Origin of the sequence: Lawsonella clevelandensis, from assembly GCF_001293125.1 — a bacterium.
GTDB classification, from domain to species: domain Bacteria; phylum Actinomycetota; class Actinomycetes; order Mycobacteriales; family Mycobacteriaceae; genus Lawsonella; species Lawsonella clevelandensis.
In genome coordinates this window covers 1,030,934-1,049,021 of record NZ_CP009312.1, presented here as the reverse complement: position 1 = coordinate 1,049,021, position 18,088 = coordinate 1,030,934, and the positions used below count along the sequence as shown (strand labels likewise).

Here is an 18,088-nt window from a genome sequence, read left to right as displayed (position 1 = left end):
TATGTTTGCTTCATTGAACTTAGGAACGGAGCTCCGGCGTTTCCGGCGCTCTCGCCTCGGCAAACTCGCCATCATCGCTATCTGCGTCATCCCCCTCCTCTACTCCACCCTCTACCTGTGGAGCTTCTGGGATCCGTTCGGCAAACTCAACCGCGTCCCCGTCGCCTTCGTCAACGAGGACCAAGGCATGGTGGTGGCCGGGCAACCATTCAATGCCGGCGACCAGATCGAAGATAAGATCCGCCAAAACGACCAGTTGGACTGGGTGCCCACGAACGAAGAGGATGCTGTTGACGGGGTGCGCAACGGCAAGTATTACTTTGCGGTGATGCTGCCCAAGAACTTCTCCGAGGAGGTCGCCTCTCCCACCAGCGACCACCCGCAGAAAGCCACCGTCTTCACCCACTACAATGACTCAAACGGCTGGCTGACCAGCCTCATCGGCCAGAATGCCATGCGTGTGTTTTTGGAAACAGTAAGCTCTGAGATTGGTCAACAGGCGGTCGATAAAGTCCTTGTGGGAGTGCAGGAGGCCGGCAAAGGCCTCCACAAAGCCACCGTTGGCGCTCAACAGTTAGCGGACGGGGCGGTGCAGTTGAACGATGGTACCGGCCGACTCCAGGACGCCTCCTTACAGTTGGATGACGGTGCCCACCGTCTCTCGGAAGGCTCCGATAAGCTGGCCGCCGGCACCCAGCAACTGCACGACCAGCTCTTTGCCTTCCTCAAGAAGTTGACGGGCTTTACCCAGCAGATCCACGACTACCACGACCAGGCCCAGAAGATTTCCAGTGTGCAAGGAGCAACCTCGGATGAGCTGGCGGCTGTAGCCGCAACTCTACGAACCAGCAGCGACCCGTCTGTGTGGGCGGCTGCCGACCAGCTAGACCACATGGCACACCGGCTCAAGACGGAAGGTGCTGGCCCCAGCTCCCAGCTGATGGCGGACCTCAACAAACTAGACACCGCCGCAACTGACCTAGACAATGGCCAGCTGCCCGGTAAGTTAGGCCAGCTGACGGATGGCGTGAACCAGCTGAACAATGGTGCCCATGAACTGTCCACGGGCCTCCATACGCTGCACAATGGCACCGGCCAGTTAGTGACGGGTGTGAACCAGCTGCACGATGGCTCCTCCCGTCTGTCAGCGGGTGCGAACGAGCTGTACACGAAGCTGGGGGAGGGCGCGAAAGCTGTCCCCAAGTGGTCGGAAGGGCACCGGAAGAAAGTGGCGGCGACGCTGGCCCAGCCAGTGAAGTTAGCCGATAACACAGCCGGACATGAGCGTACCTTCGGGGGTGGTTTGGCCCCGTTCTTCTTCTGCTTGGCTCTCTACATTGGTGGCATTATCGTCTTCCTGCTGCTGCGTCCGCTGCAGGCTCGTGCGGTGGCCAGCGGGGTGAATCCGCTGCGGGCCGCCATGGACGGGTTCGCCCCGGCGGCCCTCATTGCCCTCATTCAGGCGCTAGTGATTGTGCTGGTGACGGATGCGACTGTGCCTCTGAACCCGGCGACAATGTTCGGCCTTATTGTGTTCACAATGCTGGTGGGCTTAGTGTTCATGGCGATGAACCAGATGCTCATTGTCTTACTAGGCCCAGGGCCTGGCCGTGTGGCCACTATGGCGTTACTCATGATTCAGATTTTGGCGTCGGGTGGTCTTTATCCGGTGGAGACCGAGCCCATTGTCTGGAAGTGGTTGCATCCGATCTTGCCGATGAGCTACGCCGTCAACGGGTTCAGACAAACCTTGTATGGCAATTTCGACGGGCGTCTGGTCGAGGCGATCGTCGTGCTCTTTGTCTTCCTAGCACTCTTCTTGGGTATGACGGCAGTGGGTGCTCACAAAGACAGAATGTGGGATATGGAGAAGCTGCACCCGTCGATCTCCATCTAGGGGATAGCGGCAAGGTGACGGTTCCACTCCAAGCCCGTTAGAAAGCATAAAAACCGGAGGCCATCGTTGTGATGGCCTCCGGTGCGGCTTATTGTGTTGTTAGTGAAGCCACTGTGGTGGGCGAAGGGGGACTTGAACCCCCACGACCTTGCGGTCACTGGCACCTGAAGCCAGCGCGTCTGCCTATTCCGCCACTCGCCCGGAGTAACCAGTAGAGAGTAACACACGGCCTAACGGAATGAAAAATCCTCACGAATGATCGGATGTACACCTAAGGAGCGCAGGTCGCGACTGTAGCGGCGCATCATGGTCTTGGGGCCGCAAATTACCGCGGACACTCCGTCCAGGTGGTCAATGTCGAGGCCGGGGGTTTCGGCAATGATCTCTGCTGCGGACTGGCGCTCGCTTTCGGTGGTGTCGCGAATGTGCACTTCCAACCAGGAGAAGCGATCCTCCCAGTAGTAGAGCTCTTCGGCATAGGCGGGCTCGCCGTGGTGGAAGAACCACACGTCTACTGTGTCCAGGCCCAGCTGGTCGATGACTTCTTGGGAGGCCACTTTGCGGATCTTGGAGGAGCTGACGCCAGAGCGGCGAATCTTTTCGTTAATGAGTTCGTCGATGGCGCGCAGCCAGGCAACGAAGGGGGTGATGCCGATGCCGGCGGCAATCCACACTTGGCGGGGGGTGGCCCGGCGCAGATCAAGGTCTCCGTAGGGGCCTCGGACTTTCACTTCCATGCCGACGCCCACTTTTTCGCGCAGGACACGGGTGTCGATCCCGGAGACCTTGATGGCTACTTGCATGACGTCGCGGCCAGGGGCGGACACTTCGGTGAAGGGGTGGGGTCCGTTGACGACACCCGGTGCGGAGAGGGCTACGTATTGGCCGGGGCGGCCTTTGTGGAGGGGTTTGTCGTCGCTGGGCTCCATAGTGATTTCGACGGTCTTAGAGGCGAGGGAGCGGACGCCGGTAACAACCATCCGCTGGCCTTTAAAGACGAAGCGCTGCAGGAAGGAGGCGTAGATCCAGCAGCACACCCCGAATACGACGAGCAGGCTGAAGACGGTGGCGAGGAGTGGATCCTGGCGGAGCGGGGGGCAGGCCAGGTAGGCGTGGGCGAAGAGGAGGGTGACCCAGACGCCGAGGAGGTCTTGGAAGACGCGCCACACATCGTAGGGTGGGTTGACGAACCAGGAGAGGGGGAAGGGGACTGTGCGGAGGACCGGCCAAATGGGCACCAGTTGTGTGAAGAGGGTGATGAGGACGGTGAGGCCGATGAGGACGAGGGCGACAATAGCGACGACGTTCATGGCGCGGGGGCCGGCGAGGGTGCTGCCGCTGAGGCTGGGGCTAAGGAGGGCGAAGATGAAGCCGACGAGGCCGAGCCACTTGTGGATGTTGTGGCGGTGGTGCATGCCGCCCCAGCGGGCGTCGATGCCGGCGGAGTCGATGTTGAGGTAGAAGCCCAGGGAGAAGAGGTAGAGGGCGGTGAGGCCGAGGAACCCTCCGAAGCTGGTGGAGGCGGTTTCCCAGCTGGTGCGGGAGAACCAGAAGACGGCAAGAAGGATCCATACGGCGCCGGCGACGATGGGGCCGATGAGGGTGGAGCGGATCGGGGCAGACAGTACCCGGGACTCTGGGCTCGTCATTGTGGGTCTCCTCACAGTTCAGACTCTGTTCTACATACTAGCGGCGTTCGTGTAACCCCGGCCACGAGTTAGACAGATGGTTTCGTGCGGGCGCTACCTGACCACTCGCCCGCTACATCCGTCGCCCGCGCGTAGTCGGTTGGCATTGCAGCTGCTCCTTACTGCGCATTGAGCTGCAAAATGGCTACAATAACAACTGTTAAGAAACAATTATCTCACTGACACCATGAACAGTTGAGGACGGGGTGGTGACGGGCCCCTCCCGCACTACTCGAACTGTCAGCAGAGCGTCACTGTGCCGACGTTATCGCGCCGACGACCACGCCGCACCTGTATGCACGCTCTGCTAGGCCAACGCGACCGGATGGAAAGGACACTCCATGGGCTTCATGCAACGCTTCGAGCGTTCGCTGGAAACCTCTACCGCCGACGCTTTCGCACGTGTCTTCGGCGGCGCCCTCACCCCCCTCGAAGTGGAGAATGCCCTGCGCCGTGAAGCTGGCGATAAGCTGCAGGAACTCCCCGACGGCCAGCTGCTTTCCCCCAATCACTTCCTTGTCTCCCTGTCCCCCAGCGACTTCCAGCGCTTCGCCGAGGACGAAGCCACCTCGCCTCGCGTGGTCAGCCGCCACCTGGACTCCTACCTGTACGACCAGGACTGGGGTGTGGTGGGCGACGTTGTGGTGGAATTCGCCGAATCCGACGACCTGCGCGCCGGCCAATACCGGCTGATGAGCGAGTGCAACGACAAGGTAGATGCCCGGCAGCTGCCCCGCTCCATCGGCAAGAACGCCAACTCTGGGCCCGCCAGCAACATTGCCCCCGGCTCGGCGGCTGCCGCAGAGCCCAGCGAGGCAGATGCGGACGAGGATAAGCTCCGGACCGCCATCCTGCTAGACAAGGTGACAGAGATGCGTCTGTGCGTGCTGAACCCCGGCACTACCCTGGTGGGCCGCGGGGACGACGTGGACTTCCGGGTTCCCGACACAGGAGTGTCCCGTCACCATGCGAAAATCGAGTGGAATGGGGCAGTAGCCACCCTCACCGACCTCAACTCCACCAACGGCACCGCCGTCAACGGCATCCGTATTTCCCAGTGGCAGTTGGCTCATGGGGATGAGATCATCATGGGCCACTCGCACTTCATTATCGACATCCACTAAGCCAACCGCCGCGCTACTACCGAGATTGCCACCGTGGGCTCACCACCATCCTGTGCCTGGCCACCCCAGTACGCCACCACTGCTGAACACCACTGTTACGCACCACTGTTGGGCCGTCCTCGTCCACTTCCAACCCCGCCGACCACCCTGTCCGTTGCCGTTACTTCCCCCATACCGCCCCGCTTAGCGCCTCCACAGCTACTCCCGCATGAATAATCTCTCCTGCTAGTGGCCGTAGTTGCGTCCGAAACCGTAGAATAATAGGAAGTATCGGTTTTAGCCCTCGCATAGTTCAGGAAGGAGCAGCACATGCAGGCACTCGTCCTCCAACTCGGGCGCTTCGGATTCCTCCTCCTGTTGTGGTTTTTCATCTGGCTCATCCTTCACTCGTTGAAGAACGACACGCTAGCTGCCTCCTTTGATTTGGCAGCTACCAACCGGAAGCCACGAAAAGGGAAAAACCGCAGCTTGAAGAGTGTGTTGAGACGTCCCCGGAAAGGCTCGATCAGCAAACTCGCCCGCTACCTCATCGTCACCCAAGGACCCCTCGCCGGGGCCCGTATCACCCTCGGGAATCAACCCATTCTGCTGGGCCGCGCGGACGACTCCACCCTAGTTCTCAACGATGACTACGCCTCCGGCCACCATGCCCGCTTCCTCCCCCGTGGGGAAGACTGGTATCTGGAGGACCTCGGTTCCACCAACGGAACGTTCCTTGACCACGATCGCGTCACCACTGCCGTGAAAGTCCCGCTCGGAACCCCCATCCGGGTGGGCAAAACCGTAATCGAGCTACGCCCGTGACCTTTATTCTCAAGTATGCCGCCCGCTCCGACATGGGGCTTGTGCGAGGAAACAACGAAGACTCGGTCTATGCCGGGCCTCGCCTTTTGGCGCTCGCAGACGGCATGGGAGGGCACGCAGCCGGCGAAGTTGCCTCGCAACTCGTCATCTCTGCCATCTCCCCGCTGGACAACGACCAGCCGGGGCACGACCTCCTCGACGAGATGCGCCACCGTATCGACAGCGGCAACGACCTCATCCGCGACGCCATCTACGAGAACCCCAACCTCGACGGCATGGGCACCACCCTGGTCGCCATGCTCTTCGACGGCCCCAAAATGGGGATGGCCTCCGTCGGCGACTCCCGCGCCTACCTACTACGCGATGGGGAACTCCACCAGATCACCCGCGACGACTCCTTCGTGCAAGACCTCGTCGACGAGGGACGCATCACCCCCGAAGAAGCCTCCGTCCACCCCAAACGCAGCCTCATCACCAACGCCCTCATGGGCGGAGAATGCCGGCCACACCTCACCATCCGCGAAGTGGCGGTAGGGGACCGCTACCTCATCTGCTCTGACGGCCTCTCCGACCCCGTCAGCTTCAGCACCATCGCCACCACCATGGCGCAGGGCACCCCACAGGAATGCGCCGACCGCCTCATCGACCTGGCTCTCCGCTCCGGCGGCCCCGATAACGTCACCCTCATCGTGGCCGATGTGGTGGAAGACGACTTCGGCCCCACCAACCCCGTCCTCGGTGGTGCCGCCGCAAAAGGCGTCGATACCCCCGCCAACGGCATCCGCACCGACTCCGCCGCCGTGCGCGCCGCCAACCTGGCAGCCGCCCAGCGCGCCACCCCCACCCGTATCGGGGGAGACCCGGCTGGTGACGGATCCAGCGGCGACACCACCGGTAGCTCCGGCAGCAAGCGGAAAGGGAAGCGCCGCGGCATGAGCCGCAGTGCCATAAAACTCATCGCCATCATCGTCAGCATGGTGCTGCTATGCGTCGGCATTGTAGCCGGAGTAGTCGGCTATACCTACAACAACACCTACTATGTGGGGCTCAACGACAAGGGCGAAGTGCTCATCTACAAAGGCCTTAACAACGCCTGGATCACCCCGCTGAGCGGCCAACCCGACTCTGTGCTGTGTGAATCCGCCATCTACGACGCGGACTCTGTCCCCGCCGACTGCCAGCACCTCACCCTGGATGACTTCACCCAGGCCCTCCGCACCGAACTGGTATCCGACAAGGTCTTCCACTCACAGGAAGAGGCCCGCAACTACCTGACGCGGGCCATCGCCTCCGGACTTATCCCCGTGTGCGACCCCAAACCCATCATCATTTATGACGCCACCGGACAACCTGTGGGACAGAAGGACCACCCGGTGCCCTGCAGAAAGGCGAAGTAAATGGCACTTTTATCGAAGTCCAGCAAACCCAACCGCCGCAAACTGCGCGGCGCCAGCGCCTCCGTCACCGCCGACTCTCCGGCGGTCGTCAACGCGCCCGGCTCCGGCGTACAAGACTCCGCTGTTACCGCCGAAGAAGCCGTCGCCATCCTGGAAAAGACCGCCCGGAAACGCCGCCGCATGGAACTCGTCCTCATGCTGCTCTCCGCCACCCTAGTCATTGTCGCCATGGGCATCATCCAGTACACGGTACGCGGCCACCTCTCGTGGGACATCCTTATCAGCGGCCTGTCCTTCATTGCCATTTGCATCATCCTCAACATCGCGATGCGCCTGCTCGCCCCGCAGGCCGACCCCTTCCTGCTGCCCCTCGTCACCATGCTCAACGGCATCGGGCTGATCCTCATCAACCGGCTGGACCTCACCGACTCCGGCAGCACCACCGCCGGGATGACGGAAGGCACCCGACAAATCATTTGGACCTTCATCGCTGTCGTCCTCTTCGTGCTCGCTCTCTGGGTTGTGCGCGACCATCGCGTCCTCAGCCGCTACAGCTACACGCTGGGCCTCGTCGGCCTTATTCTGCTAGCCATCCCCGCAATTCTGCCCGCCAGTATGTCCGAGGTGAACGGCTCCAAGATCTGGATCCGCACCCCGTTCCTCTCCATCCAACCCGGCGAATTCTCCAAGATCGTCCTCATCATCTCTATCGCCGCCATTCTGGTGTCGAAGCGGGAACTGTTCGCCACCACAGGCCGGCAAGTCTTCGGCATTGAATTGCCGCGCGCCCGCGACCTCGCCCCTATCCTCGTCGTGTGGGTTGTCGCCGTTCTCATCCTGGTGTTAGAGAAAGACCTCGGTACCTCCCTCCTCATATTCGCCACTGTCCTCACCATGATCTACATCGCCACCAACCGGGTCAGCTGGTTGGTGATTGGTGTCGTTAGTTTCGCAACGGCAGCACTCATCGCCTACTTTGCGTTCAGCCACGTGCAGGTGCGCTTCGCCACCTGGTGGGACCCCATCAAATACTTCGACACCAACGGCTACCAACTGTCCCAGGCGCTCTTCGGCCTGGCCACCGGTGGTGTGGCTGGCTCCGGCCTGGGCCACGGCCGCCCCGACCTGGTGCCCTACGCTTCCACCGACTTCATCATCTCCACTGTCGGCGAGGAACTCGGCTTCATCGGCTTGGCAGCCGTACTAGTGTGCTATGCCATCATCGTGCAGCGCTGTTTCCGCACCAGCCTCCTGGTGCGTGACTCCTTCGGCAAGTTGATGGTCTCCGGCCTCGCCTTCACCATAGCTTTCCAGGTGTTCGTAGTGGCCGGCGGTGTTACCCGCGTAATCCCACTAACCGGCCTTACCACTCCCTTCCTCTCTTACGGTGGTTCCTCCCTGCTGGCGAACTACCTGCTGGTGGCGCTGGTGTTGCGAGTTTCCGATGCGGCAGCCCGTCCGCTTTCCCTCCCGGCCGGCACCAAGCTGCCCCCTGCCGGAAGCAAGGTTCTCACCCGCGCTAACCGCGTCAAACTTTCCAAACAGGAGAAGGCTGACGTGTCCACCCCCACCGCACAGGAACCACCCGCCGTCTTTAACGTGGTGGAGGAATTGCCCGTCTACCAGCCCGCCAAGGATGCCGACAGCCCCGCTACCGACGTAGCGACCACCACTGAGCCCACAGCTGAGCCCATCAAGGAGCCCACCAAAGAATCCACAGCTGAGTCCACCAAGGAGTCCACCAAGGAGCCCACAGCTGAGTCCACCAAGGAGGAGGGAAACAATGAATAAGACCATCCGCCGAGTCGTCGTCTTCGCCGGCGTACTCCTCGTTGTCCTCCTCCTCAACCTCACCTGGGTACAAGTCATCCACGCCCCCGAACTACGCAACCACCCGCGCAACTTCGCCCGCACCCAACTCACCCAATTCGGCAGCCAACGCGGGCAAATCACCGCCGACGGCGTCGTCCTCGCCTCCAGCCGCTACGACGAAGCCACCAAGAAATTCCACCGCGTCTACGGCAAAAACGCCGAAATGTGGTCCCCCATCACCGGCTACTTCAGCCTCTACTCACGCTCCGGCATCGAATACTCCGAAGACACCATCCTCTCTGGCCAAGACGACAAACTCCTCGGAGACCGCGTCATCGACCTTTTCACCGGCCGCGACCCCCGCGGCGGCAATGTCGCTCTCACCATCAACCCCGACATGCAGGAAGCCGCATGGAACGCCCTGCAAACCGGTGTGGGAGCAGGCCCTCTCGTGGGCGGTGTGGTCGCCATCCAACCCTCCACCGGCGCGATCCTCGCCCTCGCCTCCAGCCCCAGCTACGACCCCACCCCCCTCGCCAGCTTCAGCAACACCGCTGTCAACAACTACGACGAGCAACTGCGCACCATGAAGCCCTCCCCGCTCATCAACCGCGCCACCGCTGAACCCCTGCCGCCCGGATCCACCTTCAAGGTCGTCACCACCGCCGCGCTGCTCCGCAAAGGCGTCAACGCCAACACTTACGTCAGCAACGCCCCCCGCACCATCCTCCCCGACACCGTCACCCCGCTGGAAAACTACGGCGGCGAATACTGCGGCGGCAGCACCTTCGGAATGGCCTTCGCCTACTCCTGCAACGTCCCCTTCGCCGACCTCTCCCGCAAACTCACCGTGCGGGAATTTCAACACACCGCCGAATCCTTCGGCATCGGCGAAACCTACAACATCGGCGTCACCGAAATGGCCAGTACCATTGGTGACATCCCCGACGCTGCCGCCCTCGCCCAATCCTCCATCGGGCAGCGCAACGTCTCCCTCACCCCCCTCCAGAACGCCATCATTGCCGCCACCATCGCCAACAACGGTGTCCGCATGAAGCCCTACCTGGTGAAAGCCGAAACCGCCCAGGATCTCTCCGTCCTCTACGAAGCGAAGCCCAAAGAACTCAACCGGGCCGTCTCCGAGAAGGTCGCCAAGCAGCTCACTAAGCTCATGATCACCGCCGAACAATACGCCGGCGGCGCCAACAAGCTGAATGTCCCGGTCGCCTCCAAGACCGGTACCGCCGAGCACGGTACCGACTCCAAGAACTCCATCCCCTACACCTGGTACATCGCCTTCGTCCCCGGACATGACGTTGCCGTCGCCGTCATGATCGAAGATGGGGCCGGCGTTAACCGCGGCTCCGTGGGTGCCACCATCGCTGGCCCCGTCGGCCGCGCCGTCCTCAAGGCCGCCCTCGGCCAGCCCACCCCGAAGTCCGTCACCCCCAGTTACCAGCGCTCCTTCAACTACCAGCCCACTGCCACCGCCACGTACTCCACCACCGTCACCCAGAATAATCAGGGCAACAACCAGGGCAACGGCGGCACTGGCACTACTGGCAGCGGTAACGGCGGCACCAACACGGAAGGCGATGACGGAGAATGATCATCAAACCCGACACCATCATCGGCGGCCGGTACACTATTGAATCCCTCATCGCCACCGGCGGTATGGGCCAGGTGTGGATGGCCAACGACACCGTCCTCGACCGCAAAGTCGCCATCAAAATCCTCAAAGCCGAGTTTTCAGCCGACCGGAACTTCCTCACCCGCTTCCGTGAAGAGGCCCGCACCACCGCCCGCCTCAACCACCCCAACATCGTCTCCGTCTACGACTACGGCGAATTCCACGACACCGACGGCGGCGACCCCATCGCCTACCTGGTGATGGAACTCGTCCACGCTGAATCCCTCAGCCATGCCCTCGGACGCCTCACCACCCTCACCGTCGCCCAAGCCCTGGACATGCTCTCGCAAACCGCCCAGGGCCTCAGCGCTGCTCACGAAGAAGGCATCATCCACCGGGACGTCAAACCCGGCAACATTCTCATCACCCCCCGCGGGCGCGTCAAAATCAGTGACTTCGGCATCGCCAAAGCCGTCGATTCGGTACCCATCACCCGCACCGGCACCGTCATGGGCACCGCCCAATACATCAGCCCCGAACAGGCCGTCGGCAAAGACGCCACCAGTGCCTCCGACATTTACAGCCTCGGCATCGTCGGCTACGAAGCCCTCTGCGGCAAACGCCCCTTCGACGGGGAAGGCTCTGTCTCCGCTGCCATGGCACACGTGACAGCCAGCCCCAACCCCCTACCCAACAGCATCCCCGCCAATGTGCGGGATCTCATCGCCATTGCCCTGCGCAAAGACCCTGCCGCCCGCTACAAAGACGGTGCCGAATTTGCCCGCGCTGTTTCCCAAGTACAGGCTGGCAACCCCGCCCCGCTACCCGAATCCGTTCTCGACAACGGCCCCGTGGGCGCCAGCACCGCCGGCGGTGAACTGGGCCTCCCCACCAGCATGCAGCCCACCGAACGGATCGCCGGAACAAGTGGAGCAGGCCGCGCCGCCGGGATGGGTGCTGCCGCAGCCGCCGGAGCTGCCCTAGCCGCAGGTGCCGGTGCCGCACAGTTGAGCAACGCCCCCACCGAAATGATGGGACACACTGGCGGGGGGCTGGTGACAGGCTCCAACGGGCAACCCGACGGCCACTACGTCGTCCCCTCCTCCGCCCTTCCCTACCAAACCGGCTACCAGAACATGCCTAGCGGCCAACCCGGCCAACCCGGTCAACCCGGCCTCGCCACCGGCGGCGTACCTGTACAAGGCGGCCCCTACCCCTCCAATGCCCCCCGCAAAAACTCCACCAAGGAAGAACAGCGCGGCCTTGGAGCCGGCCAAGTCATTCTCATTGTGCTGGGGGTGCTGCTCGTCATCGCCCTCATCGCCTACGGTGCCTACATGTTCCTGGGCAGGACAGACCTTCCCACCAACCAGCCCAGCGAGCAACCTACCGTCACCCTCACCCAAACCCTCACCAACTCTCCGGACAGCAGCGAGTCCGAAGAACCTTCCACTTCCGACACACCCACCGTCGACATTACGGAGGAAGAGGATCCCTCACCCTCCGCCACCAAGAGCAAAACCAAGACCACCAAGACGAAACCGACCAAGACCAGCCACAGCTCCACGGAGCCCACCAGCAGCTCACCGTCGAGCAGTTCGTCCGGTAGCAGCTCGTCCACTTCGGCTAGCTCCACGGAGCCCACCAGCACCACCGAGGCCTCCACCACGGTGAAGCCCATCTCCACCACCACAGAGCACCCGCAGGAACCTTAGGACATTTACGTGATTACCGGACGACTTAACGGACGCTACGAACTGGGTGAAGCGCTCGGCTACGGCGGCATGAGCGAAGTGCGCGCCGCCCGCGACACCCTGCTCAATCGCGATGTCGCGATCAAGATCCTGCGAAAAGACTTGGCCCGCGACCACAACTTTCTGGAACGCTTCCGCCGCGAAGCCCGCAACAGCGCACGCCTCAACCACCCCAACATCGTCGCCATCTACGACACCGGCGAATCCGTCACCGAAGACGGCACTCTCGCCTACATCGTCATGGAACGCCTGGGTGGCCGCACCCTCCGCGAACTTGTTGGCACCGAAGGCGCCCTGCCCATGAAGCAGGCGTTGAAGCTCGTCGCGCAGGTCGCTAATGCCCTCGACTACAGCCACCAGATGGGCATCGTGCACCGGGACATCAAACCCGCCAACATTATGCTCACTGTCACCGGCACGCCCAAGGTGATGGACTTCGGCATCAGCCGCGCCGCGGACGACATGCAGTCCCTCACCCAAACCGCCACCGTGTTCGGCACCGCCCAATACATCAGCCCCGAACACGCCATGGGCCATAACATCGACTACCGCGCCGACATTTATGCCCTCGGCTGCGTTCTCTACGAGTGCCTCACCGGCCAGCCCCCCTTCCAGGCGGAAACCGCGGTGGCGGTGGCGTGCAAGCACGTACAGGACGCCCCCGTGCCGCCCAGCCAACTGCGCCCAGAGATCAGCCCGGAGCTGGATGCGGTGGTTCTGAAGGCGCTGGAGAAGCGGCCCGAAGATCGTTTCGCCAATGCCGGCGAGTTCCAGGCCGCCCTGGAGAACATTCTGGGCGAGCAGGTGGCCTCCCGGGTGCAACTGCCTGACTACCAGAAGATGGGCGCCACCCTGGCCGCCGACACTGCCCCCACTGAGTCTTTCGCTACCGCCACCTCTATCCTTCCTATCCAGGTTCGCCCCTTGGATAAGCTGGATTCGGAGGATGACGAGGGTGACGGCAACGGGTCCTTGGCAGGCCTAGCTGCCCCCGGTAGGTCGGATAACCCCTATAATGCTCCCGCTACCGCCCAGCTAGGCGCGGCAGGTGCAGCTGGCGCTGTTGGCGCTGTTGGCGCCGCCGGTGCGGCTGGGGCGGCTGCCTGGGATGCTGCGCACGGCGGCTACAACGACAGCTACCCTGACGCCTACCCGGCGCAGGCAGGCTACCCCGGCTACGGCCCGGCAGGGGCAGGCGGCTGGGGAGGCGCCGGTACAGCCGGCGTTGCCAGCTTCGACTACGGTGACGGGCCACGTCGTTCCGATGGAGCCCAGGCCGGTTCCCGTAGCAACGTGGAGGAACGCTCCGGCAGTACGTCGGGGGGGAAGAAGCGCGGCCGTACCGCCCTTATTGCGGTGGCGTCAGTACTGGGTCTGCTGTTGGCCGGTACCGGTGTTTACTACGGTGTCGTCACCAACCCCAACGTCAACATGGCCGCCTACAGCAACCTGCAGGACTACCAAGGTCGGGACGCCCGTCCTATCTACGATTCTCTGGTGAAGGACGGCTACACCGTCAACGTTGTCACTAACTACATGCGTACCCAAACCAACGGCACCATTATCCGCACGAACCCACCGGCCGGATCGAAGGTGAATAAGGAGACCCCCATCACCATCTATGTGGCCACCGGTGGTGAACCCATTGAGGTTCCCGACGTTGCCGGCAAGAGTGTAGATGAGGCTCGAACCGCCCTTCTTCTCCTTGGCATCCCGGTAGAATCCGCCACCAAGGTGAGGCCTTCGGAGCGCAGCAAAAAGGGTAACGTCATTGGCACTAGTACTCCTGCCGGGGAGAACATTCCTCCGAACAAGAGCATCCAGATTTATGTGGGCAGTGGCCGTCCGGCCGTCCGCATGCCATCTGTGATCGGGGACAAGGTCAATGTTGCTAAGGAGAAGGTCACCAAGGCGAAGCTGAAGGTGCGAGTACAGATGACGAAATCGTCAAAACCGCGCGGTACTGTCGTGTCGCTGAAGAATGCCAACCAGGACCTATCTGAGGGAGACACCGTCACCCTGGTGGTGTCTGACGGCTCCCTCATCGTCATGCCGAACCTGGTGGGTGAGACCGTGACTTCCGCCCGCAGGATGCTGGAGGAGGCGGGCTGGGATGGCCAGCTCAACCGCTCCCACGCCAGCACTCTTAACATTGCACGTATCGGCCGGGTTGCACAGCAATACCCGGCGGCGGGGGCTGAGGTGGATAAGGATTCCGCCGTCAGCATCACCGTGTACGAATTGAATCTGCCGTAAGGAGGCCACCCAACAATGGAAGGACTGCTTTCCAATCGCTACGAGCTGGGGGACATTCTCGGATATGGCGGGATGAGCGAAGTTCGCATGGCTGTAGACACTGTGCTGCAACGCGAGGTCGCTATTAAGATCCTGCGTCCGGACCTGGCTCGGGACCCATCCTTCCTGGAACGCTTCCGGCAGGAGGCCCAGAACAGCGCCAAGCTCAACCACCCCAACATTGTCGCCATCTACGACACTGCGGAGGCCGACACCGATGAGGGAGTGTGCCCCTACATTGTGATGGAGCTGATCCGCGGCCAGACACTGCGCGACATGGTGCACGAGGATGGTGCTCTCTATCCGCAGCGTGCCATGCACATTGTCTCCGACCTGTGCGAAGCGTTGGATTACAGCCACAAGATGGGCGTGGTGCACCGCGATGTGAAGCCGGGCAACGTCATGATCACCAGCACCGGCAAGGTGAAGGTGATGGACTTCGGCATTTCCCGCGTGGTGGACGCCCCCAGTGCCATGACGACAACTTCCCAGGTGATCGGTACCGCCTCGTACCTGTCTCCGGAGCAAGCGCGTGGCCAGAACGTGGATATTCGCTCCGATATTTATGCTGCCGGCTGTGTGCTGTACGAGGCCATTACCGGCCAGCCGCCATTCGAGGGGGAGTCTGCCCTGTCGGTGGCCTACCAGCATGTGCAGGAAGACCCTATTCCGCCCAGCCATCTCAATGAGTTGGTGTCTGCGGGCCTGGATGCGGTGGTCTTGAAGGCTATGGCGAAGGATCCGGGGGATCGCTACCAGTCCGCTGCCGATATGAAAGCGGATTTGGTGACGGTGCTGCACGGGCAGCGCCCCATGGCTATGAAGAGTGACGCTACCCTGGTGCAACCAGTGTTGACCGATGAGGATATTGCTCGCATGGCGGCGGAACGCCAGGCGGCAGGTGCGGTGGCGGGTGCCGGCCTGTTGGGTGTCGGTGCTGCCGGTGCTACTGGCGTTGCTACTGCTGGTGCTGGCGCAGATGCGGGAAGTAGTGCCGGTGACGGTGCAGCCTCCTCGGGAACCGGCCAACCCGCCAACATTGGCGAGATGATGGCGGCTGCCGCGGCGGCCGGCCAAGCTAACTCGCGCCAAGCCAGCGAGGACGCCAAGTACACTACCGCCGACCAGCGTAAACCCATTAACGAAAAGGGCGTGCGCTTCGGTGCGATGCGCGACGACGACGAGCACCCCGGCCTCAAGAGCGGTGCCGCCGGCGCTGGCGCTGCTGCTGCCGCTGGTACTACCGGTGGGGCGGAGGGTGACCGTGCTCCCGCAGCCGGGGACGGAGCCGCCGCTACCTCCGATGGGGCAGACGCAACCGCACACACCGCTGCCGGTGCCAACGCTGGTGCCTGGAATGGCGCGGCTGACGGCACCAATAACCTCAGCCAGCCGAAACCCCTGGAGGCTCCCGTCTCCAAGAAGCAGTCGAAGCGTAAGCGCGTCCGTCACCACTTCAAGAAACTCGGCATTGCGCTGCTCGTCCTCATTGGTCTGTCCATGACGGGCATTGTCATTACCGAAGCCGTCACCGGTGTCAGCATCTTCTCCAACCAGCTGGCTGTCCCCGACGTCACCAACTTGAAAGCCAACGACGCCACCGATCGCCTGCGCCAGCAGGGCCTGCGCGTGGATCTGCAAACGGAAGCCTCTAACACGGTTCCGCGCGGCATGGCCATCCGTACTGACCCGGCCGCCAGCACCATGGTGGCCCGCGGTGGACGCGTCACCCTCATTGTGTCCTCCGGTAAGGGACCCATTGTGGTGCCGGATGTGCAAGGCATGAGCGAAGAAGCCGCCCGCGAGAAGCTCACCATGGCCGGCCTGAAGGTGGCCACCGAGGTACGCCGCGTGCCCTCCGACGCGGACATGGCGAACAAGGTGGTGAAACTGTCTGTGCCGCTGGGCTCCACTGTGTCCCCGTCGCAGGAAGTGACCATCCTGCTGGGTACCGGTAACTCTGCCACCTTCATCCCCTCCACGGTGGGTATGACGGAGGCGCAGGCCCGCAGCAACCTGGAGGATGCTGGCTTCTCCGTGAAGGTAAAGAAGGTTCACTCCAGCAAGCCGAAGGGCACGGTGGTGAGTACCAGTCCAAAGGAGAAGGCTAACAAGGGCGACACCGTCACCATCATGGTGTCTGACGGTACTAGCCTCGCCATGCCGAACGTGCGTGGCCTCAGCCAAGAAGAAGCGGAACGCCAGCTGCGTGCCGCCGGCTGGGACGGCACCCTCACCGTGAAGAAGGTGCGCAGCACCAACTTCTCGAAGGCCGGCCAGGTGAAGGACCAGAGCCCCGAGCCAGGGTCCGACATTACCGAAAATGCCACCATTGTCCTACAGGTCTACGACGTCAGCCTCTTCTAATGACACTTTCTCCCACCCGTATTCTCTCCACCCTCGGGGCAGCACTCACCGGTGCTGCCCTGGTGGGTGGGCTGCTCACTCCCGCCGCCACTGCTAGCCCGGCCCCACTGGATGCCGAACACACAATCACTGGCGCTCACCCGGCCCCACTGGATGCCGCCTACGCGGTGGCAGGCACTGGCCTGCCGGCACAAGGCATTGCCGCCCAGGCACCCGCCCCGCAATGGATCGGCGACCCCTGGCCGGACACCCCCGGCTTCCCCCTGCCCTACACCCCGCCAGACGGGGCCGGCACCCTTGACTTCGGTATCCGCGACACCACCCCCGCCCCCTTTACCCTGCTGAACTACGGCGGTATTCCCCTGAAGGGCCCCAACTTCGTCAACATCGGGGACTCCTACACCACCACCACGTTCTACGGCACCACACTGGTGGAACCCTGCTTCCGCAATGCTGTGGGGTTCGCCCCAGCAGTGGCGGCACAGGTGAAACTGCCTCCCCGTGATGCTGCCTGCCCGGGTGCCGGCATCGAGCACTACTGGCACACCATGAAATCCTTCCAGTTCCCCGTCCCTAAGATGCCGCAACGCCTGGCCATTAACAAGGACACACAACTGGTGGTGGTGAGCTTGGGAGGCAACGACGCCTACACCGAATCTATGGTGTCCCTTGCCCTCAAGTGTGTTGCCTCCTGGACCAGCCCGGTGGAGCGGCTCTCCAGCAACCCGTGCGAGCGGCGCGTCGGCACCCGTCTTTTCAGCCGGGCGAAAGCTATGGAACGAGCCCTCACCTATGTGCTGAAGGATGCGAAGAAGCGCGCCAGTAAGGATGCCGTAGTTATCGCCATGGGCTACTTCAACCCCTTCCCGTCTGCGGCCGGGTACTGCTGGGAGCGCGCCCTTGCCCCAGTGGGGGATCTGAAATTCGTCCACAACCTTTTCGTGACACTGAACGAGTCGGTGCGGCAGGCCGCAAAGAATGCGGGCGTGCTGTACTACAACCCGTCTGCGGAGGAGGCTTTTGCCCGCTCCAGCTGTGGGTTACCGCTCTACCGGCTGATCTCCATTACGGGCTTGCCGGAGTTTGGGGTACCGTTCCACCCCACGTTGACGGGTCACTGGAATATGTCGAAGCACGTTGCCTCTCTTTATGAGCAGGAAATGCAGGCGCGGCGGCATGGCCGGAGTATTGCTCGGCAGACGTGGCAGGTTGGCCCTGGCAGCAAAGATGCCATTATGTTGTAGCGAAAGTCACGTTTCTTCCTATCACTAAACGTAAACTGGAGGGTGCACTGTAACCTGTGGCCGGTCACTCCTATCG

At 62.4% G+C, this 18,088-nt stretch carries 11 protein-coding genes and 1 tRNA gene; 10 read left to right on the top strand and 2 right to left on the bottom strand.

Annotated elements, in window-relative coordinates:
• Position 1 precedes the first annotated feature (1 nt).
• Positions 2-1,897, top strand: coding sequence for a YhgE/Pip domain-containing protein (locus IY73_RS04540; protein ID WP_053978948.1), 1,896 nt, complete (start codon positions 2-4; stop codon positions 1,895-1,897).
• 114 nt (positions 1,898-2,011) lie between these two features.
• Here the strand turns inward: IY73_RS04540 and IY73_RS04535 are convergent.
• Both IY73_RS04535 and IY73_RS04530 read right to left on the bottom strand, forming a co-directional pair.
• A tRNA-Leu gene (locus IY73_RS04535) sits at positions 2,012-2,098 on the bottom strand.
• 29 nt (positions 2,099-2,127) lie between these two features.
• Positions 2,128-3,546 (bottom strand): ferredoxin reductase family protein, encoded by a 1,419-nt coding sequence (locus IY73_RS04530; protein ID WP_053978947.1) that lies wholly within the window; start codon positions 3,544-3,546, stop codon positions 2,128-2,130.
• A gap of 380 nt (positions 3,547-3,926) precedes the next feature.
• Here IY73_RS04530 and IY73_RS04525 point away from each other — a divergent pair, with 380 nt between their 5' ends.
• The 9 genes from IY73_RS04525 to IY73_RS04485 all read left to right on the top strand — a co-directional run bounded on the left by IY73_RS04525 (position 3,927) and on the right by IY73_RS04485 (position 18,012).
• Positions 3,927-4,709 (top strand): FhaA domain-containing protein, encoded by a 783-nt coding sequence (locus IY73_RS04525; RefSeq protein ID WP_053962044.1) that lies wholly within the window; start codon positions 3,927-3,929, stop codon positions 4,707-4,709.
• A gap of 309 nt (positions 4,710-5,018) precedes the next feature.
• Positions 5,019-5,513, top strand: a complete 495-nt coding sequence (locus IY73_RS04520; RefSeq protein WP_053978946.1) for an FHA domain-containing protein FhaB/FipA — start codon at positions 5,019-5,021, stop codon at positions 5,511-5,513.
• A complete protein-coding gene (locus IY73_RS04515) occupies positions 5,510-6,910 on the top strand; it encodes a PP2C family protein-serine/threonine phosphatase (protein ID WP_053978945.1) in 1,401 nt (466 codons plus the stop codon). The genes IY73_RS04520 and IY73_RS04515 overlap by 4 nt, the downstream gene beginning before the upstream one ends.
• Positions 6,911-8,701 carry an FtsW/RodA/SpoVE family cell cycle protein gene (locus IY73_RS04510; protein WP_082346569.1) on the top strand — a complete coding sequence of 597 codons (1,791 nt, stop codon included), beginning with the start codon at positions 6,911-6,913 and terminating at the stop codon, positions 8,699-8,701. It abuts the gene before it with no gap.
• Entirely contained in the window at positions 8,694-10,331 is a 1,638-nt protein-coding gene (locus IY73_RS04505; protein ID WP_082346568.1) for a penicillin-binding transpeptidase domain-containing protein, read from the top strand. Before IY73_RS04510 ends, IY73_RS04505 begins: the two co-directional genes overlap by 8 nt.
• Entirely contained in the window at positions 10,328-12,067 is a 1,740-nt protein-coding gene (locus IY73_RS04500; RefSeq protein ID WP_053962041.1) for a serine/threonine-protein kinase, read from the top strand. Before IY73_RS04505 ends, IY73_RS04500 begins: the two co-directional genes overlap by 4 nt.
• Before the next feature lie 9 nt (positions 12,068-12,076).
• Positions 12,077-14,362, top strand: a complete 2,286-nt coding sequence (locus IY73_RS08415) for a Stk1 family PASTA domain-containing Ser/Thr kinase (RefSeq protein WP_053962040.1) — start codon at positions 12,077-12,079, stop codon at positions 14,360-14,362.
• A 15-nt stretch (positions 14,363-14,377) separates the two neighbouring features.
• A complete protein-coding gene (locus IY73_RS08600) occupies positions 14,378-16,768 on the top strand; it encodes a Stk1 family PASTA domain-containing Ser/Thr kinase (RefSeq protein ID WP_053962039.1) in 2,391 nt (796 codons plus the stop codon).
• Positions 16,768-18,012 (top strand): GDSL-type esterase/lipase family protein, encoded by a 1,245-nt coding sequence (locus IY73_RS04485; RefSeq protein WP_053978944.1) that lies wholly within the window; start codon positions 16,768-16,770, stop codon positions 18,010-18,012. The genes IY73_RS08600 and IY73_RS04485 overlap by 1 nt, the downstream gene beginning before the upstream one ends.
• The last annotated feature ends 76 nt before the right edge of the window (positions 18,013-18,088 follow it).